Origin of the sequence: Paenibacillus marchantiae (assembly GCF_028771845.1) — a bacterium.
Lineage (GTDB): Bacteria > Bacillota > Bacilli > Paenibacillales > Paenibacillaceae > Paenibacillus > Paenibacillus marchantiae.
Map to the genome: position 1 here is coordinate 1728906 of NZ_CP118270.1, position 24915 is coordinate 1753820.

Below are 24915 nucleotides of genomic sequence, written 5' to 3' on the forward strand. Positions count from 1 at the left end.
CATTGTGACCCTCTTCTGAACTGCGATAGACTTGATTTCAAGATCAACAGCTAAGAGGAGGATGTGTACGATGCCACTTCAAAAAACGTTATTGGCACTGGACGCGCTGGACAGCGCTTATGTAAATGGTGAAAGTGTAAAGCAACTATTTGTTCAATATCCACAAGTTTCCGTTGAAGTGCTGACCGTACAAGGGGAAAAGGGAAGTACGGATTTTGTTAAAATCATCATCCCTGGTACAAACGGCAAGTTGTCAGGAGGGCAGGCCCCGACCATGGGGATTGTCGGACGACTGGGTGGAATCGGCGCCCGTCCAACACGCATTGGACTCGTTTCGGATGCAGATGGCGCCGTCGCTGCTGTCGCAGCAGGACTGAAACTCGCCGATATGCAGACCAAGGGTGATTCGCTCAAAGGTGATGTCATTGTGACTACGCATATCTGTCCGGATGCCCCGACTCTTCCGCATGAACCGGTGGATTTTATGGACTCTCCGGTCGACATTTTGCAGATGAACGAACATGAGGTTCTGCCAGAGATGGAAGCTATTTTGTCCATTGATACAACCAAAGGAAACCGGGTGATTAACCATAAAGGCATCGCTATTTCGCCCACGGTGAAAGAGGGATATATTTTACGGGTGAGCGATGATTTGCTCCGAATTATGGAGATGACCACAGGGCAGCTGCCTGTGACTTTCCCGATTACGACGCAGGATATTACGCCATATGGCAATGACTTATACCATATTAATTCCATTTTACAGCCAGCTGTGGCTACACATGCACCTGTTGTAGGCGTAGCCGTAACCGCTCAATCTGCAGTTCCGGGATGCGGCACAGGAGCGAGCCATGAGGTTGATATTGCAAGCGCAGTTCGTTTGGTCGTGGAGACAGCCAAGGAATTCACGAATGGCACCTGTTCTTTCTACAATGTGGAGGAATATAACCTGATTACTCGTCTGTATGGATCAATGAAAGTACTTCAGACACCAGGGATCCAGGCAGCTCCGTCTGCATAGTTTAGTCGAGAAGGTCACGGTTGAAGCGGCAGTTAAAAATAATGCTGTGGACATACGTGTCTTCTACAGCCGATCTGATATGTAGGAGGCTATAACATGACCAAGCAGCTAGGCATGATTACGATTGGACAAGCTCCACGAACCGATGTTGCGCCTGTCTTAGAAAAGTACCTGGAGGGGCGGGCGGAACTCCTTCAGGTCGGGGTGCTGGACGGACTGTCGGCAACTCAGATCGCTGCGCTGGCCCCGGAACCGGGTGAATATGTGTTGACTTCCCGTCTGCAGGATGGCAGTGCAGCTATCGTATCCCGTGAAAAAATCAGACCGATGCTGAATCAAAAGATTCGTGAATTCGAAGCCATGGGTGTCCCCAATATTCTGCTGCTGTGCACAGGTTCCTTTCCGGGTCTGCGTTCAGCTAAAGTGCACCTCATTGAGCCTGACCGCATTATTCCTCCAGCCGTACAGGCCATGGCCGATGGCCGCCGTCTGGGGCTTATTGGACCTTTGGCAGAGCAAGCGGGACAGCTTGATTTGAAGTTTTCCTCTTTGGTCCAGCCTGCGTTTGCCGCTGCTTCTCCTTATACATCCGGCGAGTCTGAGTTCCGGCAGGCGACGGAATCATTAAAGGGGCGTGTTGAACTCATTTTACTGGATTGCATGGGGTATGATGAGCGCCACCGTCAATGGGTTGCCAATGCCAGCGCAGGAATCCCGGTCATTTTGTCGAATGCTCTAATGGGTAAACTAGTAGCGGAAATGGTCTGACACAGGAGGAGACGAACAAATGAACCAGCAACGAATTGACGTCAGTAAAAATGTTTTGGTGGAATGCCTTGGACTTCGCAGTGGTGAGACACTGGCTGTCGTAGCGGATGATGCCAAGAGAGAACTGGCCGAATCCATATATGAGGCAGGCAAGGCATTGGGAGCAGATGCGGTGCTTATGGTGATGAAGGAACGGAGCAAATCCGGTGAAGAGCCGCCTGCGCCGATTGCCGAAGCGATGAAGCGTGCAGATGTCGCGGTATGCGTAACCCGTTATTCACTAACCCATACGCAGGCGCGTAAACAGGCGGCAGCTGCGGGAACTAGGGTAGCTACGATGCCGGGCATGACGGATGATATGTTCATGAACGGTGCCATTACCGCAGAATATCCCAAAGTGAAGGCTTTGACAGATAAGGTTACGGCCATGCTGAGTGCGGGGAGAAGTGTCCGTATCGAGAAAGATGGACACCAGCTGTCGTTCTCCATTCAGGGACGTAATGGCGTGCCAAGCACAGGTATGTACCTCAATCCAGGTGAATCCGGCAATTTGCCCTCCGGTGAAGCGTACATCGCCCCCGTTGAAGGTATTGGAGAAGGTGAAATCCTGGTGGATGGCTCAATTGCAGGAATAGGTGCGATCGGTGAACCTGTTCTATTGACGGTTAGAGAGGGCCGCCTTGTTACGGCAACTGGCGCTGAAGGAGACAAGCTGTTATCCATGCTGGGCGAAGGTGATGGTCGAATTCTTGGCGAGTTCGGCATTGGCACCAATGACAAGGCTCGAATTACAGGTGTTGTCCTGGAGGACGAGAAAGTCTACGGTACGATTCATGTTGCTTTTGGAAGTAACAATACCTTCGGTGGCACAGTCGCAGCAGGTGTTCACATTGATGCCGTTGTGCAGAAGCCGGATGTGTACATTGATGATGTGTTGATTATGCGTCAGGGAGAGCTGCTCGATCAATAATAGAGCAGAATATTCAAGGGATAACCTTGTGGATCAAAAAAAGGGAATGAGAGCGTATGCACAATATATCCACAGTGGGGACCAATGCGTAAATTACGCGGTAGATTTAGCGACAAATACACAACATATTCACAATATATAAAGAGATATCCACATAATTGGGGGTAACTATCAACAGTTTGTGGGTAACATATACACAAGATATCCACAGCCTGGGGAGGAATGCCGATGTTGGGTCTTATCAGAGTGATTACACTTCATCATGAAGAAGATATCCACAGACACGGGGCATTGATTGAAGGACGTTATGGCATTCAGGTTCGGAGTCGCTGCATTCCCGATCAACCGCTGGGGGTATATGATCAGGCCACAGAGCTTGAATCGATTCCCAAAATTGTGGATCTGGCACGAAAACTGGAACAGGAAGGCTGTACCTCTATCGGTATCAGTTGTGCAGCCGATCCGGCTCTTGCAGACATGCGTGCCGCTGTTCACATCCCCGTCTATGGTGCTGGCTCATGTGCTGCACATCTTGCGCTCACATCAGCGGCGCGTGTTGGTGTATTGACCATCCTGGAGGAAGTGCCCTTGCTGATCCGAGGAATACTAGGTGATGCTTATATCGGGATGGAGCGTCCTGAAGGTGTGGTAACCACGCTGGATCTCAACACGTCTCAGGGGCGAATCGCGGCTATGGAAGCGGCCAGAAGACTCAAGGCGAAGGGCGCCGAGTCCATCGTTCTTGCGTGTACTGGTTTTGCAACGATGGGTTTCGCCGTGGAAGTGGAAAAAGAACTGCATATCCGGGCGCTTGACCCGATCTATTCATTGGGAGCAGCCGTGTCTGCGTTGAATATCTGATCTATGGAATGCCGAGTGTGGGTATTGGATGATTTTATATTTGGGTTAATTTGATTTTGACGCCGATGCAGTGTGGATAACTGCATCGGCGTTATTTGTGTTGGATAAGGTTATCGGGGCTCTTGGAATAGCATGGCGCAGGTGTGCTAGGATCATGGGCATAATTTTTTCTGTTTTCTGATGTGAAGCGATAAAGTGATGAATTTATTTTCCGTGCCATCAACTTCTACTAACAACGTACTATTATTGCTGTAATTTATAGAATCAATATATATCATACGTATATCACAGAAATTCCCGTTTTTTTTGATTAGATAGTCTGGTAAACTATCCAAAAAAATTAGATACAGTATGCAAAAATGATTTGCAAATCTGGCTCAGGGTGGTCGATAGGCTTGAAAACGACAGGTATAACACTAAAAGAACTGTTGAATATTCCTATACTCAGCAAGGCCAAAGTCATTAGTGGGCACCAAGGATTGGATCGGGTTGTACGGTTCGTGGATATTATGGAGGTGCCGGATCTGCAAGGATGGTTGCGAGAAGGCATGCTTATGCTGACGACAGCCTATTCGATTCGTGATAATCCCGGCTTGCTCGGAGAACTAATCTATACGCTTAATGAAGCAGGGGCGGCTGCTTTGGCCATCAAGCCTGCGCGTTTTCTCAAAGAAATCCCGAAAGAAGCCGTTGCAGCCAGTAATGACTGTGGTCTGCCCATCATTGAAATTCCTCCGGAGATACCCTACATGGATATTACGCAACCTGTTATGGAATTGGTACTGGATCGACAGGCCGCACTTCTCCGCAGGTCAGAGGAAGTATATCGGACACTGATGACAATGGTACTTGAAAACAGCGGAATTCAGGCGGTGGGGGACAATGTCGCCGAGCTGCTTCAGGCACCTGTGGGTGTTATCGACAATGCTGGTCAGATAATTGTGTCTTCACCGCCGGATTATGACTGGAAAGAAGCGGTGGACCCACTCGTATGGGAGATAAATCTGGATCGGCGGAAGGTTGCCCGACTGCTGGTGGACAAGGACTCCCTGGATGAAATGGAACAAGTCGGCATTGAGCAAGCCAGATTAGTATTATCCCTGGAATTGATGAGAAACAAGGTGGCGGAAGATACCGAATTACGTCTTCGAGGCAATTTCATTGACGAACTGCTGACACCGCCTCTGCTGTTGCCACATGAAGCCGAATCAAGAGGCCGCAAGCTTGGCATGAATCCGGAGCATTTATGGGAAGTAGCTGTGATGGAAGGGGAGACTGCTCCGGATGAAGACCTATTGACCGAATTGCTTGGTCAGGAGGCCAGAAAACGGAGGGTAGCGCCTCATATTGAGTTTCGGACCAACAGGGCAGTGCTCTTCTTGCCAACACCGGAGTCCCGGGATACGGCATGGAAGGATGACGTTCAATCCTGGTCTGATACGATTGGGCTATGGCTCGAAGATCCGGCTAACAAGCTTGGACAATTCAGGACAGGCGTAGGCACCCAGGTTCCACTTTGGAATATGCATCAAAGCTATGGCGAGGCCAGAAATGCACTGCTGGTATCCTCCCGCTTGTCGGGTGGGCGTACAACCCGGTTTGAGGATGTGGAGGTATATCATTTGTTGAGCGAAACGGCGAATGAACCAGGTTTTGCGGCATTGTTTGAGCGGAAACTGGGGAAATTGCGTGCTTATGATGATGAACACAGTGGGGATTTGCTGCGTACGTTTTTTTATTATCTGGAGAGCCGGGGCAGCTTGATCGAGACAGCAAATCGCCTCTATATTCACCGGAATTCCGTGAAATACCGACTGGAGCGAATACGGGATATTACGGGCTTCGACCTGAATCATCCGCGTGAACAATTTGTCTGTCATCTGTGTCTTGTGTACTACTACATGAAGCAGGATAAACAAGAGGTGTAGGTCCTGCCAATCGGATACTCTCTTCTACAGCAAAATCAACAAAGGATGATATGGTAGATATAGGTCGAAAAATAGCGAACTATGTCTTAGGGTGTGATTTAACATGACATAAATAGGAGACATTAGTGCACAATCGACAAACGGTTGTGCTTTTTTTTAGCTAAAAGGGACGTAGTTCGACGCTCGGATTCTAGGTAAAATAAGCACAATTACAAAGAAGAGACGGATAATCAGACAAGTTTTCAAGACTGGGCCGTCCACAGAGAACCGTAAAACAGCAAGTGAGACATCAGAGTTAAAGGGGTTGATTGATTGTTTGCTTACACGCTCCGAAGGCTGCTGCAGATGATTCCGGCGCTGATCGGCATTGTGGTGATTACCTTCATTCTGTCCCGTGTTCTTCCGGGAGATCCCGCCATTGTCATGGCTGGCGAACAGGCCACGGATGATGTCATTGCCAAAATCCGAATGGACATGGGATTGGACAAGCCATTATTTGTACAGTTTTTTAGTTACGTGGGACAGTTGCTTCAAGGGAATCTGGGATTCGCCTACCATACCGGTCATCCGGTACTGAGTGATTTCGCTACCCGCTTTCCGGCAACCATTGAGCTGACGTTGGCCAGTGTGATTATAGCCATCTGTGTTGCGATTCCGGTAGGCATTATCGCTGCAACTCGAAAAGAATCCTTTATCGACCACATCTCCAGGGTGTTCTCACTGATTGGAGCATGTGTACCAATTTTCTGGCTGGGACTGCTGTTTATTTACATCTTCTATTCCATCCTCGGCTGGGCTCCAGCTCCAATGGGACGCATCAGCGGAGACCTCAATCCACCGACGCATATCACCGGATTGTACGTGGTAGACAGTCTTATGACCGGAGATATGGTTGCACTCAAAAGCAGTCTTGCGCATTTGCTGCTTCCGGCCATCTGCCTCAGCACAGGGACAATGGCGATTGTAGCGCGTATGACCAGGTCCAGCATGCTGGAAGTCATCGGACAGGATTATGTACGTACCGCACGAGCCAAGGGCTTGAGCGAAACCGCGGTCGTTGGCAAACACTCCCTGATCAATGCTCTGATTCCCACGTTGACCGTTCTTGGCCTTCAGTTCGGCGGATTACTCGGTGGTGCGGTGATCACGGAAACAATCTTTTCCTGGCCCGGCGTCGGCGGTTATGTGACAGATTCGATTCTGGCTGCCGATTATGCACCAATTCAGGCATTCACACTGGTAAGTGCCATTCTGTTCAGCTTTATAAATTTGGCGGTGGATCTGGTCTATGGATTGATTGATCCACGAATCCGTTATGAATAGGGTCGCCGCGAAAGGAGGAGTACCGCTGTGAGTACTGCCGCACCGACTTCCATGGGAACCAAACCTGCACCAGCGGTTGTTCCCAAACCCAAAACCTTTCTGAGATTGTTGCTCCGCAATCGGCTCGCTGCTATTGGTCTAGCCTTTATAGTCATGTGGACTGTCATCGCAGCTATTGCCCCCTGGATTGCCCCTTATGATCCGTACGTGACGAATACGGCTGTGAAGCTGGAATCCCCATCAGGTGGTCACTGGTTTGGTACGGATAACTATGGTCGTGACATTCTGAGTCGTGTTCTGTATGGCGCCAGAATCAGCATCTGGACAGGCTTGATTGCCGTCAGCATCTCGTTTGTCATCGGGGTTCCGCTAGGCGGAATTGCTGCTTACTACGGCGGACGTACTGGCAATATCATCATGCGGGTGATGGATGTGTTGCTTGCATTTCCCTCGCTGGTACTCTCCATGGCAATTGCGGCTTCCATCGGCAACGGACTGACGAGTGCCATGATTGCTGTAGGGATTGTAGGTATTCCCGAATTTGCCAGATTGATGTATGGGCAGACCGTATCCCTGCGCGAAAAGGAGTACGTTGAGGCCAGCAGAGCCATTGGTGTCAGAGACAGAGTGATTCTGTTTCGCCATATTTTGCCGAATGCTTTGGCACCGCTGTTGGTACAAGCCACGCTTGGTATGGGCTTTGCCATCCTGACGGCATCCAGTTTGAGCTTTCTCGGTCTTGGCGTCAAACCGCCTACAGCCGAATGGGGGGCCATGATCTCTGAAGGTCGGGAGTATATTATTTCTGGACAATGGTGGCTCGTGACATTCCCTGGACTGGCTATAGCCACATCCATTCTTGGCTTTAACCTGCTCGGAGATGGTTTCCGTGATGTACTGGACCCAAGGTTGCGTTCGGGAAAATAGGGGTTAGTGTCATCGGTCCCTATAGAACCGATTCATAGATAGCTGGATGGTGGAACCAACTTGCGGGGAATGCCTGAAATAAAGGCAGGCAAGGTTCCATCACCGGCAGTAGGCAGATTGAATGCTGCTGTGGTTGGTATCAGGAAATGGGTAAGTTACTTTCCGGGATATTGGCCCACACTTTCGCTTTGTCTGATAAAAGCTGCAACGTTTTACAGCATTAAATCATAAGACTGGTTCAAAAAGGGGAGGAAACTAAAAATGAAAAAGCTCAAATGGTTTTCTGCAATGATTGCTCTTACCGTTGTTCTTGGTGGCTGTGCCAGTAATGCCAACCAGCAACCTGCGGCATCCGGCTCAGGAGAGGAAACAAAACCCGCGCCAACACTGACGGTTGCTTACTCTGAAGGTGGAACCACGATGGACCCGGCGGAGGCGAATGACCTGACCTCGGACACATTGGTACTGGCAACCTATGACCAGTTGGTAACCTATGGTGTCAAAACGGTGGATGGTGCTGATGTAGCCAACACGGAGGATATTCAGCCTATGCTCGCCGAGAGCTGGGAAGTGTCTGATGACAATACAATGTATACATTCAAAATCAAAAGCGGTCTGAAATTCCAAAGTGGAAATCCGGTCAATGCGGATGCGGTTGTGTACTCTTTTGAGCGTGTATCCAAGTCCAGCTCCGGCAGCTTTCTATACGGAATGGCCGACATCAAGAGCGTGACCGCCAAGGACGACTCCACCGTCGAGATCGTACTGAATAAAGCAAACCACATGTTCACCCAGATCATTGCCATGTATACCTTCTCCATTGTGGACCAGAAGTTGGTCGAGGAAAAAGGTGATGATTATTTGAAAACAAATGCTGCGGGATCAGGCCCGTTTACACTTGAAAAATGGGACCCGGCCAGTGAAGCGGTCTTCCAGGCCAACAACGACTACTGGCAGGGAGCACCGAAACTTAGCAAAGTCACGCTGAAATTCACGAAGGAAGCCTCCAACCGTGTTCTGCTGCTGAACAAGAGTGACGTGGACATGGCAATCGAGATTCCTCCAAAAGATGTTGCAGCTTTGCAGGAGAACAGTAATTTGACCGTCAAGTCGAATGCGAGTAACCGCATTTTGTTCTTCGCGATGAACAACAATGTCAAACCGTTTGATAATGAAAAAGTGCGTCAAGCCATCAACTATGCGATCCCTTATGACCAATTGATCAACGATGTCATGTATGGTCAGGCCAAAGAGATGAAGAGTGCTGTAGCAAGTAACACACCAGGTTTTACCGATGCAGGCTATGTGTACGAGTACAATCTGGACAAAGCCAAGGAATTGTTGAAAGAAGCAGGTTATGCAGAAGGGTTCAGCTTTGACTTTACACTCGGTTCCGGATTTGACGATTGGGAGTATGATGCGGTTCTGATTCAAGCAGAACTGGCCAAGATCGGTGTCAAAATGAACATTAACAAAGTTGCTCGTGCGCAGTTCCTGGAACAACAAAAAGACGGGAATTTAGTCTCTTACATTTCCAAATGGACTTCTTTTGTTAACGATCCTGGATACCATTTGGGCTTCCTGCTCTACGGTGAAGGCTCTTCCAACTACATTCATTACAATAATGCGGAAGTTAACAAACTGTGGGAAGAAGCAGGCGCCGAACCGGATCAGGCGAAACGCAACGAGCTATACATGAAGGCACAGGAGATTATTACGACAGAAGCGCCATGGGCGTATCTATATGAATACAACCGGGTTGTCGGCATGAATAACAAGGTCAGCGGATACGTGTATTACCCGGATGAGGTTCTGCGTTTCTACCCACTTAGCAAAGAGCAGTAAACGAACGGACGATTTGGGGGACAGGCAGTCATGCCTGTCTTCTGACGATTCGTACTGATCATAATGCAGCCATTATTGAAAGGAGCCTAAACGGGATGGATTGGAAAAGGAAGGTACTTGATGCAATCGAGGAAGGTCAGGATGAATTACTGGAGCTCTGTTCACAACTGATTCTTTTTCCGACGGAGAACCCTCCAGGGGATTCGCGTGAGATTAGTGCTTTTATTATCGAATATTTGCATCAGGCCGGAATTGACACCAAAGTACATGCGGCAACCGAAACGATGTTTAACCTGATCTCGACGTTGAACGGAGAAGGGGCAGACAAGTCAGACAAACATCTGATTTTCTGTGGTCATACGGATGTTGTGCCAGCCGGGGATCTTTCTCGTTGGGATTTTGATCCGTTCTGCGGTGAAATCAAGGACGGATATATGCTTGGACGCGGGGCATCCGACATGAAAGGTGGGCTTGCCGGCTTAATCTTTGCGACGGTTATTCTGGCAAAGTTGAATGTGCCTTTGCGCGGAGATCTGTCGCTAATGATTGTTCCGGATGAAGAAACAGGCGGTGACCTGGGGGTACCATGGGTTCTGGAGCGTGGACTTGCAACCGGAACTGCCGCGGTAATTGCAGAGCCATCCAGCCCGCAGCATCCAACCATTGGACAAAAGGGGAGCTGCTGGTTTGAGTTTACGGTGGAAGGTACACCGGGTCATGGCAGTCTTCAACCCATTGTAGGCGATAATGCGATTGTGAAGGCAGCCAAAGGCATTGAAGCATTGCAGCGTCTATGGGACATCAAGCCAGACATCCCTGAAGAGGTGAAGGATATTATCCGCATCTCGCAGGAATATGCGCGTGATCGGGAGAAGGCAGGTCTGGCCTATCAGGTGTTCGACCATGTAACGGTGAATATCGGTTCAATTCAGGGTGGAACCAAGGTGAATGTGGTAGCTGATCGCTGCACAGTTCAGGTGGACTCCCGCGTTCCATTTGGTGTGGATTACCGCGATGTATTGGACCGTGCTCGCTCGCTTCTGCTTGAAGCAGGAATAGAATCGGAGCTGAAGCCGTTTGGCTTCCAGGGCAACGCCAACTGGACTCCAGCACATGAGCCAATCGTGAGCCAATTGGTGGAGAGCATCAGTGAAGTGAGCGGCGAAGAGGCGTACGGTGTGCTGCAATGGGCATCCAGCGATGCACGCCACTTCCGTAATCATCAGATTCCGGTATTGCAATATGGTCCGGCAGAGCTGTCCACGATTCATAATTTTAATGAAAAAGCACCCGTATGGCAGATTATCCAGTGCGCCAAAGTGTACGCGCTGAGCGCGCTTAAATATTTGGGCGTGGAAGGTATGGAAGATGAGACGTCATTGAAGAATTCGAATGGTGCGGCTTCCGAAGAAGCCACGACGTCCAAACGTTAATTTTTTTTAGAAGGAGCAAGGCTCAGAACGTAATGGCATGGGAGGGGAACAACATGACTGAACTGCTCGAAGTTTCGGATTTGCGGACAGAGTTCATTACGGATGCAGGTGTGATACGCGCCGTGGACGGGATCAGTCTTTCCATACGGCAGGGTGAAACGCTGGGTATTGTCGGAGAATCGGGATGCGGGAAAAGTATTACATCGTTATCGATCATGCAGCTGCTCCCCAAAAAGATCGGCCGCGTGGCGTCAGGGGAAGTCCGTTTCCAGGGGAAAGACATGCTTAAGCTGTCCGGGCGTGAAATTCGCCGAATTCGGGGTAACCGAATGGCTATGATTTTTCAGGAGCCGATGACCTCACTCAATCCGGTATTCAAAATCGGCAAACAAATCTCGGAAGCGGCACGATACCATCTGAAGCTGGGCAAAAAAGAGGCTTGGGCACGGTCGGTTGATATGCTTCGCAAAGTCGGCATTCCCCGTCCTGACAAAATTGCAGAACAATACCCGCACCAGCTCTCAGGTGGCATGCGCCAACGGGTGATGATCGCCATGGCGATGGTATGCAGCCCGCAGCTGCTCATCGCAGATGAACCAACAACAGCCCTGGATGTGACCATCCAGGCACAGATTCTGGACTTGATGCGTGACCTCCAGCGGACGGAAAATATGGCAATCATGATGATCACTCATGATCTCGGTGTTGTAGCTGAGATGTGTGATCGCGTCATGGTGATGTATGCCGGGCAAGTGGTGGAAGAGACGGATGTCAAAACCCTTTTTGCCGATCCCAAGCATCCATATACTCGCGGTCTCTTGGCTTCGCTGCCGCAGCTTGCGGGGGATCAGGATCGTCTTCAATCCATTCCAGGTCAGGTACCGAATCCCGCCCATATGCCGTCCGGCTGTCGCTTTGCTCCTCGTTGTCCGGTGAAGGAAGCACGGTGCGAGACAATACAACCTGAATTACTGGAGACAGCACCAAGTCATAGCTGTCGCTGTCTGCTGCAACAGGAGGGGATTATATGAGTGCGATATTGGAAGTCAGAAACCTCAAGAAGCATTACCCTATCCGCAAGGGCCTGTTCTCCAAACAGGTCGGTGCCGTCAAAGCCGTCGATGGTGTAACGCTGTCTGTGGAGCGCGGGGAAACACTCGCCGTGGTTGGAGAGTCCGGTTGCGGAAAATCCACCACGGGGCGTGCCATCCTGCGTCTGATTGAGCCGACGGATGGCGAGGTGTTTTTCGAAGGAAAGGATGTACGGAAGCTTCCGCCAGAAGAGCTGCGCCGTTTCCGTACGGATATGCAGATGGTGTTCCAGGACCCATACGCTTCACTGGATCCGCGCTGGACGGTACAGCGCACACTGGAGGAGCCGCTGCTCACCCACCATAATCTGAAAAAAAACGAGTTGAAAAGCCGAATCGAAGAGCTGATGGAAGTGGTCGGACTATCCCCCTATCAGGCACATCGCTTTCCGCACGAGTTCTCGGGTGGACAACGTCAACGGATCGGGATAGCCCGTGCTCTCGCTTTGAATCCCAAATTCATTGTGTGTGACGAGCCCGTGTCAGCGCTGGATGTGTCCATTCAGGCTCAGGTGCTGAACTTGATGCAGGATCTGCAGGAACAATTCGGACTGACGTATATGTTCATCTCTCATGACCTGTCTGTCGTTAAGTTCATCAGTGATCGTGTGGCTGTCATGTATCTGGGCAAAGTGGTTGAGCTTGCGCCCACTTCCGAACTGTTTACCGAAGCACTGCATCCATATACCAAAGCATTGATGTCCGCTGTTCCGGTTCCTGATCCGAATGTGCAAAAGGAACGAATCGTCCTGGGCGGCGATGTGCCCAATCCGGAAAATCCACCTTCCGGCTGCACGTTTCATACTCGTTGTCCGTATGTGAAGGACGAATGCCGCTCTGTTATCCCGGAGCTGCGGGAGATTTCACCAGGACGCCAGGTGGCATGCCATTTGTATTAGAAGTGATTATTTGAACTGAAAAATACGATCAGAAAATGCAAACAAACTCCAGTTTACTTGGGTTCTGTTTGCGTTTTTCTTTTTTTATCTTCTCTTCTGCCATTATTTCTGACGATAGCATCTACATATTAAGAAATGGGTAAAAATTTTTCTCCCTTCAACCGATATAAACACAGAGAATGCAACATGAAATGTAATTATTCATGATCAAGATGACTATAAAAAGCTTCTATTTGAAACTGAAGACAAGAAGGGTATGAAAACATCTATGGATGAGGAAGTTCAAATTCAATACATCAATTTCTCGGTCGGAAATCAGATTTGTGCGCTTCGTATTGATGAAGTTCATGAAATTATCAAAATGCTCCCGGTAACCACCGTTCCTTTTGGCAGTCCTGAGATTAAGGGTTTCACGCCCTTGTACGGCAAAGTGGTCTCTGTTGTGAGTTTACGCGTCCTGCTCGGCTTGCCTGACGAGGAGACTACACCTTCTACTCGTATCATTGTTGTGCCTTACCACGACGATTATGTACCGCTCGTCGTCGATTCCGTGGATTCCGTGGTGATGTATGATCGGTTTGAAGAGCCTACAGAAGAATATCGTCGCTACACAACGGGAATATTCAAGGAAATCGCACACAATGACGATCATGAAGCCGGCATTCTTAATTTGGATGTATTGCTCGGTAATTTAACCAAATCGCAGTAAACGCACGCTGAAATGTTATATACAAAGCACATAACCGCTTGATTATAATAATGCTCCTTACCCCTTTGTGGGGATGAGGGGCATTTTTTATTGTGATCACCTTATCCTTAATGCAATGACGCGGTGTGTTTCACCTTTTAACAGGCATACATAATATAGTATGAAGTGGTTTGAAGATGGTTTTTTGAAGTAATGTAGCACTTTTTATCCGTAAAAGTTTTTAAATCCGAGCATTTTCGTATATGATGGAGAGTAACAATGCGAAGGGATGACGGGAGACTGTAATGATGCAATCGCTGTATGGAGTATGGCTTGGTGACGTATTTTTTTGTTTTTCCGGTGAAACATCGGAACCACGTGTGGATGCGTGGAGCCACGTGGTACGGAAGCTGAATTTTGGCGACGGGGGTCGTCTGTTTCAGCCTGCCGCTCTGCGTCTTGCGGAGCTTCGTTGGCCCAATCCGATGCGTAATGCCGCGGAAGCGAAGGGTACGAAGCGACGTCAATTGCTCGGACGGACGTTGGAAGGGCTCGCAATCTCGCCCAAAGATACATTCAAGCTGCTACTCCATTGGGACGACAGTATATTGAATGCGGCAGGAATTGAGGCCGGAGAAGAGATTCGCTACTGGGTAAAAGCAGTACAGTTTACACAGGAACTGCTGCTGCGCGGAGAATTTGCTCCGTCCGCTGAGTTTGCGGCCAAGACGGGGGCGCGTCGTCGCACCGGACAGGAAACGCTGACAGGTGTATGGCGTCCACGTCTGTTGCAGGAAGCGGATGTAGAACGATTCCGGGAGTTGGCGGAATCTATGCCGCCGATCGGATTGTCTGCTCCCGGAGCATACGCATCTTCTGAACCGGAATCACGGGAGGAAGCGGGAGCGGCCGTATTATTCTCATTTATGAGTGGAATGATCCATGCGGTTGTCACGGGTGAGATGGAAAGCATGGACAGTGAGCTGTCTCGTTACCGCACGCCATTCCGGCGTGGGTCCTCTCCGGTAGCAGAGCTGTGGTGGAATAGTCTGATCTCGATGTTCCGCCCGGTGACGGTGCAGGGACCTACGGAGGAAATGGCAGAACTCATTGGAACGCTGCAAGAAGCTGGCGGTACAGCGAAACCCGTGGTAGGCAGTGAAGAAACGGCTCCTACGGAAGGTGAGTTGAAGCTGGTACTGCGGTTGGAACCGCCCTTAGGTGATCATGAATCATTGTGGGGGATTACCTTCTGGGCAGACAGTGTGCAGGAATCTGGCCTGAGATTGCCTGCACGTACGATCTGGGCACATCCGGAACGAGATCTGGACCGAGGCAAAGTACGTTATATTTCAGCTGCAGAACAGCTCCTGATGGCGCTGGGGCATGCATCAGAACTGGCACCGGAGCTGGAACCGGCGCTTCTTCATGCACGACCGGAAGGAATGAAGCTGGAACAGCAAGCCTTTTTTGAATTTTTGACCTACGCTGTGCCTCGTCTGCAGAAGGCGGGAGTAACCGTGTTAATGCCTTCCCGCTGGAGCCGTGCAGGGAAACGCCGCGCTGGACTACGTCTGCAAATGCTCAATCGTGGAATAGAAAGACCGGTTGGGGCCCCGTCTGCACTGGGTATGGAGCAGCTGGTTGCCTTTAAGGCAGAACCGATGCTGGACGGCAAACCGGTTACGGCGGAGGAGCTGGCTGCCCTTGCAGAAGCAACGGTACCTTATGTGATGTTCCGCGGCGAATGGATTGAAGTGGATACAAAAGAGATTCGTCAGGTTCTGCGTTATATGAAAAAAGAAGAAGAACAATATATGCCACTCTCCGAATGGCTGCATCTGGCAGCGGAAGAAGGCGAAGATACGGCATGGAAGGGGCTTTCCGTCTTTGGTGCGGAATCCGAGGGGCTGCTATCCTTTTTGCTCGACGGACAGGTGCTCCGCAGTATTGAGCCTCGGCAGGTTCCGGCAGAGCTGCATGGCGAGTTGAGACCCTATCAAGAGCGCGGGTACCAATGGTTATCCGCCATGCGTGAGCTTGGGTTCGGAGTATGTCTTGCCGATGATATGGGACTGGGGAAAACGATTCAGGTTATTACCTGCCTACTGGACTTGAAACATGAGGAACAGCAAGCCGCGGCGGAGGAAGCACGTGAGCACGAAGCGTTTATGGGGATGGAAGAAGAATCCGCGAACGTTGAACAGCCGCACGTGCATGATGCGCATCTGCCTGCACTTATTGTGTGCCCTACCTCGTTGCTTGGAAACTGGCAGCGTGAGCTGAAGCGGTTTGCCCCGAATCTGTCGTTATATATTCACCATGGCGGACAACGGTTGCACGGCAATGCCTTCCAGGCAGAAGCGCAGTCCCATGATATTGTGCTGACGACCTATCATCTGGCTGGCCGGGATGGCCCGGATCTGGCTTCGTTGCACTGGTCTACCGTTGTGCTGGATGAGGCGCAATATATTAAAAATTACCGTACAAAGCAAGCGCAAAGCGTCATGCGTCTGTCTACGCCGCATCGCATTGCGATGACGGGTACGCCAGTGGAGAATCGACTAAGCGAACTGTGGTCCATTTTCCAATTCCTCAATCCGGGGTATCTGGGTACGGCTTCTTCATTCCGCCAGCGCTATACCGGACTGGGCCCATCCGAAGAAAATGCAGCTTCTTTGCGTGAACTTCATCGGCTTGTATCGCCCTTTATGCTGCGTAGGCTGAAAAGTGATCCGGATATCCGCAAAGATCTACCGGAGAAGCTGGAACTGAAATCCTATTGTTCCCTGACACCAGAGCAGACCGTTCTGTATCAGCGGGTGGTGGATGATCTGATGGGCGGATTGGATGGACGAAACGGTATCGCCCGTAAGGGAATTGTGTTGTCATCACTGACCAAGCTGAAGCAAATCTGTGATCATCCGGTGCTGGCGGACAGCAGCCGGAAGGAACATGGCAAGGCTGAAGCATCCGGAAAAATGGAACGTCTGCTGGAATTGGTGGATGCGATCCGTGACAACGGGGAATCTGCGCTGATTTTCACTCAGTATGTGGCGATGGGGGAACTGCTCGTATCCAGGCTTACACAAAGGTATGAGGAAGAACCGTATTTCCTGCATGGCGGCGTTTCGAAGTCGCAAAGGGATGATATGGTGGAAACCTTCCAAAAAGGGGAGGGCCCATCCTTGTTTGTCCTGTCTCTTCGTGCCGGAGGTGTGGGCCTGAATCTAACGCGTGCCAGTCATGTCGTTCACTACGATCGCTGGTGGAATCCTGCGGTGGAGAATCAGGCGACAGACCGGGTATTCCGGATTGGACAGAATCGAAACGTACAGGTGCATAAGCTGATCTGTCAGGGTACCCTGGAGGAACGGATTGATGAGCTGATTGAGAGTAAAAAGGCACTTTCTGAGCAAGTGGTCGGTTCTGGTGAGAACTGGTTGACCGAGATGTCGGATGATGAACTGCGCGGTCTGATCTCACTTCAGGGCGAGACATGGCTGTAAGTTGCTATATAATTAGTACATGCAAAATATAGTGACAGGAAGGGGGATTGTTGTGAGCGAAAAATGGAATGTGGAGCTGCATATGTCCCCCGGTGGATGGACAGCAGAAGTAAGTGCGGCGTCTGATGCAAGCAAAGAGGTATTAGCAGCCGCAGGCAAGACTGAATCAGCCGAAGGCTTGTTCACAGTAACAGGCACGCTGCAGCAGTTCAGTGAAGCTGAACGCGAGGCTGTGCTGGCACAGCTGCGCAAGCGTCCACTGGCGCTGTACGCGCTGCTGCGCGGCGGCCCTGCCCCGGCGGAGCTCGCTGGGCTGCTGCCCGCTACGCCAAGCGAGGCTGAGCTGGGCACAGCTGCTGGCGGCTCGCTTAGCGCGGGCGGCGCAGCGACGTGCACTTGCGGCCGCACGGGCTGCGCGCATGCCTCGGCCGCTGAGCGCGCCGTTGCCGCGCGCTTCGCGGCTGAGCCGCTGCTGCAGCTGGCGCACGCCGGCCTGCCGCGCGAAGCGCTGCTCGCCGGCGTGCTGGGATCATGGGCGGAGGAACTCGCCCATGATCCCAGCGGCCCCGGCCGCGCAGCCGAAACGGCCGGCCGCCCGCAGGCGCGGGGCGGCGAAGGCGGCGCAGCCGTCGGCGAGTGGATCGCCGAGGCAGCCGCGGACGGCGCCATGCACCAGCCGGGGCCTGGTTTCGGCGCCGTGAAGGTGCGGCTGGCGCAGCCGGGGAAACCCCCGGCAACGCCGGAACTGGCGGCGCTGCTGCCAGGCGTGCCTGCCACCGCAGGGCTGGCATTGATCCGCGAGCGCGTAGCTGCGCGGATGTGGGAGGCTGTCCAAAAGAAGAAGAAGGACAGCCCGGCAACCAAATGATGCACCATTCGGAGCGGGGGAGATCTTAGATCATCCCCCGCTTGTTTGTGATGTGCATCGGAATAATCCATTTTATCCAAAATGGATATATACATTTCTAATTCGCTTCTATGGCGTTGAACCTTGGGATAGGGCTCTAAAAGTCCAAAAAACGACCGTACAAGCTGTACACCCGGCATATCTTTAGGATGACCTCCTCTCAAGGAGGTCTTTACCGGTGGAGCTTCGCTGCAATTTAAGGTATACTGTCGCAGGGGAAGACAAGCCCACATGCACGAATACTGCAATCATTATTACAATATGCGATAGGAGTTTTTACATGAAATTACGTACAGGACGACAGCGCCAAGTTGCGGTTATGCTGTCCTCACTTATGATATGCGGAGCTTTGTTATCCGCTTGCCAGGACGGTTCGGGCTCAGAGGAGAACCAGAATCTGAACGCAGCAGGAAGCGCACAGCAAGAGTCGGACGGTACCACGGTTCATTTGACTGAGGATACTGGCAAGGATGGCAGCAACACAGACAGCTCATCTTCGGACAATAACAATGATGATACGGATAGTGGTTCCGGCGATGCTTCAACTGGGGGAGAGGGTTCTTCTGACGCAGGCAATGGAGCCACATCAGAGGATCCCCTAATGGAGAAACGCAGCATTAGCGCGCTGCAAACGACGATTGATGCACAAGCGGTAGTGACCAATTCAGAAGCGATGACAGTGATCGTTAACAAACAGCGCAGCTTGCCAGAAGGATATGAGCCGGATGATCTGGTTGAGCCTAACGTACCGTTTTCCTTCGACGGGCCGCATGAAAAGCGCCATATGCGCAAGGAAGCTGCTGAGGCGTTGGAGAAGCTGTTCGCCGGTGCCAAAGCGGACGACATTGAGCTTCGTGCGGTATCTGGATATCGTTCTTATCAGCGTCAGGTTTCGATCTATAACAACAATGTCAAAACCAAAGGCAAAGAATACACGGATCGTGTAAGCTCTGTGCCAGGCCACAGCGAACATCAGACCGGACTAGCGATTGACGTTTCCAGTCCAAGTGTAGGCAATGCCATAGAAGAGGTGTTTGGCACATCGAAAGAAGGCCAGTGGTTGGCTGAGCATGCAGCAGAATATGGGTTCATCATCCGTTATCCAAAAGGTGAGGAAGGGATAACCGGCTATGTGTACGAGCCATGGCATATTCGCTATGTCGGCACTGATCTGGCTCCTGATGTTGTGAAAAGTGGACTGACACTTGAAGAATACTTTGATGAGGCTAATATCAAGCTGTAAGCCTGGTGCTTCATCTTTTGATTGAAGACTAGGGTCTCAATTTCTTAGAGCCCCTGAATGATTCACCCTTGTCCAAGGCACGGGAGATCACTTCAGGGGCTTTTTGGTTTAAGCTAAATTCAGTTATATCCTATTCTATTTGCTTGTTCAGCAGGTCGGCAGGTTGATATAATTCATGTTTAATCAGGAGTCCAAATCACATGTAAAGCGAGGGAAAGCAGAATGAACAGACAGCAAGTGTTTACCGGTTCTCCATGGGAGCCGCTTGTAGGATATTGCCGTGCCATTCGTGTTGGCAACCGAATTGAGGTTGCGGGTACTACAGCCATGCAGGACGGTGTTGTGGTTGGAGCAGGTGATCCATATGCACAGACGAGATTTATTTTGCAGACCATCGAAAATGCACTGAAAGAATTGGGAGCAGACATGTCTCATGTCGTGAGAACCCGCATGTTTGTTACCGACATTTCCCGTTGGGAAGAAGTGGGCAAGGCTCATGGTGAATTTTTTGGTCAGATCCAGCCTGTCGCCACGATGGTAGAGGTTAGTGCACTCATTGACCCTTTGCTGATGGTGGAGATTGAGGCAGAAGCGATTGTTGAAGCAGAAGCTGAAGTTGATGCCGAAATAACAATAACGGAATAGAGCTATTACGTACATACATATATATATATATAAATGCAGGATCGAGAAATAACCTTACCCCAACCTCCATGAAGGAGGAATCGTGGGATAAGGTTATTTCTGCATTAATATAGTGTGGTCTAGATCTGCTGTGCTCTACGCATAAAGAAGGCTAGCCTTCTTTTCTGGCAGCTTATTTCGCTTCTGGTTGATCGGCTGGTGTTTCGATTACTACTTTCCAAGCCGTTCCGATTGGAGGCAGGCTGCGAGTCAGGACGGGGCTATAGAAACCAATCACTTTGGCCCCTTTGGTCAGTTCCTCTGGTTTGATCGTTTCCCCTTGATGATTCACCAGTTTTGTATCTTTGCTAATGTTAAGGATAACATGGTCAGGTGCTGTCTCTGTCAGACGGGAGCCGGAGATCTCGATCTGAGTACCATTATCTTCTGTTGTTTTTACATTTTCAATCGTGCCTGCTGTACCCAGAACTTCTTTTGGTTGTGCTTCGGATTCCGAAGCAGCAGTATCCAGTACAGTGACTTTGTAAGTAGGTGTTTGAGGCGGTAAACTGAGGGTTGCAATCTCAGAATGCTCAGCTTCAACGTTCATGCCAATGGTCAGATCAGTAAGCTTGATATCTTTGCCATCTGCGGATTTGAACACGGTATCTTCACCAACATTAAGGACGATACCATCTGTACCTGCACCGCCGATATGGATGGATTGATATTTGCCTTCACTGTTAATTCCCGTAATGACCCCACGCTCAGTAACAGTTTTCACTTCCTCTTCACTGGAGATGGTTACTTGGTTACCTTTTGTATTCACTTGTGCGTGCAGTACTTTATCTGCAAAAGAAGCGGGTACAAACAATGTACCATTTGTGATTTCAGGTGCTGTTCCCAGCTTAAGCAGCATTTTATTAACTGAATACTGGTCTTTGCCTGTTGTGACGAGTGTCCAGAGGGTACCTTTTGTCAGCTCAGCAGATTTGTTTTCTTTGTTCCATTTCAGTTCAATGCCAAGTGCTTCTGTGAGATCACGCAGCGCGATCATGGGTTCTTGACCATCTTTGTTCCAATAGCCGTCAGCCATCGGTGCCCCGTTCACAGATACTTTTACAGCTTCAGTTCCTTTGCTGTCGGCTGATACGGAAGTTGAATTGATGGGCTGAGTGCTGTCCAGGTTTGCAGCGTATGCGGCTCCCCCGCCCAGGGCCAAGGACAGGACCATCAGGGCACTAACTTTTTTCATGTTGTTGTTCATCGTTGATTTCATCCCTTCTCATCTTGGTTATGACGCGGTAAACTCCTATTAAGGCCACGTTCCAACCTTATAGACGGGACAACTTCGTCCAGTGTTGCACTTTGAGGTAATTAATGTGAGCAGCATGTTAGTCTATTATTTGAAAAACAGACCAATAGCCGGTTATAAGAAGCGGGATGCGGTTAAGGATCAATAAGTGGAAGACGTGTGATTCAGATTTTGAATTAACCTAGGATTACATGGGGTTGTGGAGCATCCAAATATGAGGAGAGGGGCAATCATATGAGTGATATGTTGGTTGCGCTTTACCATTTGCCAGAGCAAGAGAGTGGACTGAAGAAGTTGGAGGAGTCCTCCATTGTCATCCGAAGAGCCATCGCACCAGAGAAGCAAGTTGTGCTGGATTGGGTGAGATCCCATTTTAGCCAGCCTTGGGTGGATGAATGTGATGTAGCTTTTGCACGTCAACCCGTGACTTGTTATATTGCGCTTGAGCATGGGAAAATGATCGGCTTCGCTTGTTATGAAGCAACGTGTCGTAATTTCTTTGGTCCAACAGGTGTTGGTCAGGAGGCACGGGGCAAAGGTGTCGGTACAGCGCTGCTGTTGGCCTGTATGCACGCCATGAAGACAGATGGTTACGCTTACGCGATTATTGGATCGGCGGGACCCGTGGATTTCTATGCTCAGACCTTGGGGGCCGTGAAGATCGAAAATTCAACACCAGGGATTTACAAAGGCATGCTCCGGGCAGACTAGACGATATTCATGTTCTGGAAAAGGAAGGGAGGAAGAAGATGAGTACTAGCAAAATGCTGCATATCGGCATGATCGGCACAGGCTCCATCTCTGATCTTCATATGAGGTGTTATGCCAAGAACGAGAATGCCGTCATTTACGCCATCTGTGACCTGAACGAACAGCGTGCAGCCGCGGCTGCTGAGAAATATGATGCACAATCCATGTACACTGATTATCGCGAGATGCTGAAGGATCCGCATGTGGATGCCGTTAGTATCTGTACGTGGAATAATACGCATGCCGAATTTGCCATCGCTGCCCTGGAGGCAGGTAAACATGTGCTGCTTGAAAAACCGGTAGCCACCAATGTGGAAGATGCGCTGCGGATCGAAGAGGCTGTGAAGAAAAGCGGATGTACTTTTGTCGTGGGATTTGTGCGTCGTTATGATAACAATATGCAGATGATGCGTAGTTTCATTGATGCGGGTGAGTTTGGTGAGTTGTACTATGCCAAGGCTTCTATCCTGCGTCGCTTGGGAAATCCCGGAGGATGGTTTGCGGACATAAACCGTTCCGGCGGTGGGCCGCTGATTGATCTTGGCGTACATATTATCGACCAATGCTGGTATCTGATGGGCAAACCGAAACCTGTTTCGGTGAGTGGCAATACGTATCGAAAACTGGGCAATCGTGCCCATATCGAGCATCTTTCTTTTTACAAAGCCGCAGATTACAGTTCCGCTGTCAACAATGTGGAGGATATGGCGAATGCGCTGATTCGCTTCGAGAATGGGGCTTCTTTGGCGGTAGATGTGAGCTTTACCCTGCATGCACGTGGGGAAGAATCTTCAGTCCGATTGTACGGTGAGCGTGGTGGAATTGAGCTGGAGCCGGAGACGCTAATCGTCACCGAGAAACACAATACGATCCTGAACATTGAACCTCAGACAGACTATAAAGGTCTCGATATTCACGGTGCCTTCCAGAATCAGATTGATCACTTTGTGGATTGTTGTCTGAATGGTACCGAGCCCATTAGTCCCATTGCGGATGGTGTGGCTTCGACTCGGATGCTGAGCGGAATTTATGAGTCAGCCGAAAAAGGTCAAGAGATTCGTCTGGACTGATATAGAGATTGAATCTAACGTAATATTAAAGGGTGTTGTATCTCTATCTTATCAATGGAGAGACAACACCCTTTGGTTGATTCATTGATCGATCATAATCAGACAAAACGGATGTATGTTTAATTTTCAAACCCTTCCAACACGATTTTGCCAATCGCAGTGCCTGATTTGCTCTTTCGGTAGGCTTCCAGCAAGTTAGCTGCATTAATTGGTTCAATCCGCTCTGCCATCGTTGTATGAATCTTGCCCGCATCCACCAGATCTGCAATTTCATTAAGTAGAAGATGTTGTTCAATCATATCATCTGTCTGGAACATCGGACGGGTGAACATCATTTCCCAAACGAGTGTTACGCTTTTTGAGAATAACTTTTGAAGTTCGGCTGGTATTTCGAAGGGTAGAATGGAGCAAATTTTCCCCTGCGGTAAAATAACTTCTGCCATCTCATCCATATGCTCATCTATATGATTTAGCACGAAAATATATTGTACACCAGCGAGTCCGAGATCTTTAAGTTGTGGTCCAAATGGTTGATGATGGTTGATCACGTGGTCTGCACCGTTTGATTTTGCCCAAGAGACCGATGCGGGACGAGAGGCAGTTGCTATAACTTTAAGTCCAGCGAGCTTGGCTAATTGAGTAGCGATCGATCCGACGCCTCCCGCTGCCCCGATAATAAGCATACTGTTACCCTCATTATCCGATGCATTTCTGGAAATGCCCAAGCGTTCATAAAAAGCTTCTCCTGCCGTAAGGCTTGTCAGAGGTAAAGCTGCCGCCTGGGCGAAATCCAGATTTTTCGGCTTTCTGCCGACAATTCGTTCATCTACTAAATGAAACTCACTGTGTCCGCCTGGGCGCATATTGCTCCCCGCATAATACACTTCGTCACCAACGTTGAACAAGTTGCAATCGGAGCCGATGTCCACTACTACGCCCGCTACATCACGACCAGGCACGGTCAGGGATAAATCGTCCGGATGTTTGGAAAGATGCGATCTCCAATCCGTCGGATTGACAGACACCGCCTTCACCTCAACGAGTAAATCCTTTCCTGTAGGTTTTGGTTTCTCAACTTCTACCTCCTGAAATGGTGGTATGTCGGTCTCTAGCCCAGGCTCGTAATATCCGAACGCTTTCATCATGATTGGATTTCCCATCGTTATAGATATCCTCCTCGCATAAATAAGTTGTATATAAAATATATAGTATAATATCTAAAATAAACAGTAGTATGATTTTTGGTCTATAGTATCAATAATGATACTATTAGGGCTGAATTGTAAAAAAATAAAGACTCCCGTTACTCCTGAAGCAGGTCATTGGCCTGAATTCATCGGAGTGGAAGTCTTTGTGATAAGAGTTCATTTATTCAGCGGTGAGTTCTCATACCCCGGATCATCATAATCCGTATCTTGCAGCCGTGAAAGTACATTCATGCTCTCAATCGCCTGCCTAGTATCCGAAGTGCCATGGTCGTAAAGAAACGTGTACAGCAACGTCATGCCATCTGAGAATTGTTCTGTAGCCTCGTCATGATCCGCTGATTTGTAGGGTACCGGAGCCCGTTGCAATGTATAGGCATCTTCATCCTCCAGCACTTTCATCAGGTCTTTCAGCCGGTTTAGCTGTTCATCGTCCACCATGATTTCAAACGGTGTTGATTCGTTCTTGGTCTGTTCAATAAGATTATGGGTTACCGATACATAGTAATGCTTTTTGCCGTCCTGCATAATCCAACCT

At 49.8% G+C, this 24915-nt stretch carries 21 protein-coding genes; 18 read left to right on the forward strand and 3 right to left on the reverse strand.

Features of this window, described 5'->3' with window-relative positions; genetic code table 11:
• The first annotated feature begins 70 nt into the window (after positions 1-70).
• The 16 genes from PTQ21_RS07970 (at position 71) to PTQ21_RS08045 (ending at position 20058) form a co-directional block, all read left to right on the forward strand.
• Positions 71-1021, forward strand: coding sequence for a DUF1177 domain-containing protein (locus tag PTQ21_RS07970; RefSeq protein WP_072734897.1), 951 nt, complete (start codon positions 71-73; stop codon positions 1019-1021).
• A 96-nt stretch (positions 1022-1117) separates the two neighbouring features.
• On the forward strand, positions 1118-1789 hold the full coding sequence (locus PTQ21_RS07975) for an AroM family protein (RefSeq protein ID WP_072734896.1): 672 nt from the start codon (positions 1118-1120) through the stop codon (positions 1787-1789).
• 19 nt (positions 1790-1808) lie between these two features.
• Entirely contained in the window at positions 1809-2759 is a 951-nt protein-coding gene (locus tag PTQ21_RS07980) for an aminopeptidase (protein WP_076290576.1), read from the forward strand.
• Between the two features lie 228 nt (positions 2760-2987).
• The gene (locus tag PTQ21_RS07985) at positions 2988-3620 is read left to right on the forward strand and encodes an aspartate/glutamate racemase family protein (RefSeq protein ID WP_274569402.1); all 633 of its coding nucleotides are present in this window, start codon (positions 2988-2990) and stop codon (positions 3618-3620) included.
• Between the two features lie 395 nt (positions 3621-4015).
• A complete protein-coding gene (locus tag PTQ21_RS07990) occupies positions 4016-5548 on the forward strand; it encodes a PucR family transcriptional regulator (protein WP_274569403.1) in 1533 nt (510 codons plus the stop codon).
• A gap of 312 nt (positions 5549-5860) precedes the next feature.
• Positions 5861-6871, forward strand: coding sequence for an ABC transporter permease (locus tag PTQ21_RS07995; RefSeq protein WP_274569404.1), 1011 nt, complete (start codon positions 5861-5863; stop codon positions 6869-6871).
• 51 nt (positions 6872-6922) lie between these two features.
• Positions 6923-7798, forward strand: coding sequence for an ABC transporter permease (locus tag PTQ21_RS08000; protein WP_063568004.1), 876 nt, complete (start codon positions 6923-6925; stop codon positions 7796-7798).
• Between the two features lie 261 nt (positions 7799-8059).
• Positions 8060-9643, forward strand: a complete 1584-nt coding sequence (locus PTQ21_RS08005; protein ID WP_274569405.1) for an ABC transporter substrate-binding protein — start codon at positions 8060-8062, stop codon at positions 9641-9643.
• Positions 9644-9738: 95 nt separating this feature from the next.
• On the forward strand, positions 9739-11076 hold the full coding sequence (locus PTQ21_RS08010; RefSeq protein ID WP_274569406.1) for a M20 family metallopeptidase: 1338 nt from the start codon (positions 9739-9741) through the stop codon (positions 11074-11076).
• A 53-nt stretch (positions 11077-11129) separates the two neighbouring features.
• Positions 11130-12107 (forward strand): ABC transporter ATP-binding protein, encoded by a 978-nt coding sequence (locus PTQ21_RS08015; RefSeq protein WP_072734891.1) that lies wholly within the window; start codon positions 11130-11132, stop codon positions 12105-12107.
• Positions 12104-13066, forward strand: coding sequence for an ABC transporter ATP-binding protein (locus tag PTQ21_RS08020; RefSeq protein ID WP_063567983.1), 963 nt, complete (start codon positions 12104-12106; stop codon positions 13064-13066). The genes PTQ21_RS08015 and PTQ21_RS08020 overlap by 4 nt, the downstream gene beginning before the upstream one ends.
• A gap of 256 nt (positions 13067-13322) precedes the next feature.
• Positions 13323-13775 (forward strand): chemotaxis protein CheW, encoded by a 453-nt coding sequence (locus PTQ21_RS08025; protein ID WP_072734890.1) that lies wholly within the window; start codon positions 13323-13325, stop codon positions 13773-13775.
• Between the two features lie 284 nt (positions 13776-14059).
• Positions 14060-17263: a DEAD/DEAH box helicase gene (locus tag PTQ21_RS08030; protein ID WP_274569408.1), complete on the forward strand. Its 3204-nt coding sequence runs from the start codon at positions 14060-14062 to the stop codon at positions 17261-17263.
• A gap of 52 nt (positions 17264-17315) precedes the next feature.
• Positions 17316-18131, forward strand: coding sequence for a hypothetical protein (locus tag PTQ21_RS08035; protein ID WP_274569409.1), 816 nt, complete (start codon positions 17316-17318; stop codon positions 18129-18131).
• Positions 18132-18450: 319 nt separating this feature from the next.
• Complete coding sequence (locus PTQ21_RS08040; protein ID WP_064642532.1) at positions 18451-19413, forward strand: M15 family metallopeptidase; 963 nt, start codon at positions 18451-18453, stop codon at positions 19411-19413.
• A 222-nt stretch (positions 19414-19635) separates the two neighbouring features.
• Positions 19636-20058 carry a RidA family protein gene (locus tag PTQ21_RS08045; RefSeq protein WP_063568364.1) on the forward strand — a complete coding sequence of 141 codons (423 nt, stop codon included), beginning with the start codon at positions 19636-19638 and terminating at the stop codon, positions 20056-20058.
• A 172-nt stretch (positions 20059-20230) separates the two neighbouring features.
• Here PTQ21_RS08045 and PTQ21_RS08050 read toward each other — a convergent pair whose 3' ends face one another.
• Positions 20231-21304 carry a copper amine oxidase N-terminal domain-containing protein gene (locus PTQ21_RS08050; protein ID WP_072734886.1) on the reverse strand — a complete coding sequence of 358 codons (1074 nt, stop codon included), beginning with the start codon at positions 21302-21304 and terminating at the stop codon, positions 20231-20233.
• Positions 21305-21586: 282 nt separating this feature from the next.
• On the opposite strand from PTQ21_RS08050, the gene PTQ21_RS08055 reads away from it, so the two are divergent.
• Both PTQ21_RS08055 and PTQ21_RS08060 read left to right on the forward strand, forming a co-directional pair.
• Positions 21587-22063, forward strand: a complete 477-nt coding sequence (locus PTQ21_RS08055; protein WP_072734885.1) for a GNAT family N-acetyltransferase — start codon at positions 21587-21589, stop codon at positions 22061-22063.
• A gap of 38 nt (positions 22064-22101) precedes the next feature.
• Positions 22102-23172 carry a Gfo/Idh/MocA family protein gene (locus PTQ21_RS08060; RefSeq protein ID WP_274569416.1) on the forward strand — a complete coding sequence of 357 codons (1071 nt, stop codon included), beginning with the start codon at positions 22102-22104 and terminating at the stop codon, positions 23170-23172.
• Positions 23173-23291: 119 nt separating this feature from the next.
• Here PTQ21_RS08060 and PTQ21_RS08065 read toward each other — a convergent pair whose 3' ends face one another.
• Complete coding sequence (locus PTQ21_RS08065; protein ID WP_274569419.1) at positions 23292-24332, reverse strand: zinc-binding alcohol dehydrogenase family protein; 1041 nt, start codon at positions 24330-24332, stop codon at positions 23292-23294.
• 204 nt (positions 24333-24536) lie between these two features.
• A complete protein-coding gene (locus PTQ21_RS08070) occupies positions 24537-24905 on the reverse strand; it encodes a hypothetical protein (protein WP_063568360.1) in 369 nt (122 codons plus the stop codon).
• Positions 24906-24915: the final 10 nt, after the last annotated feature.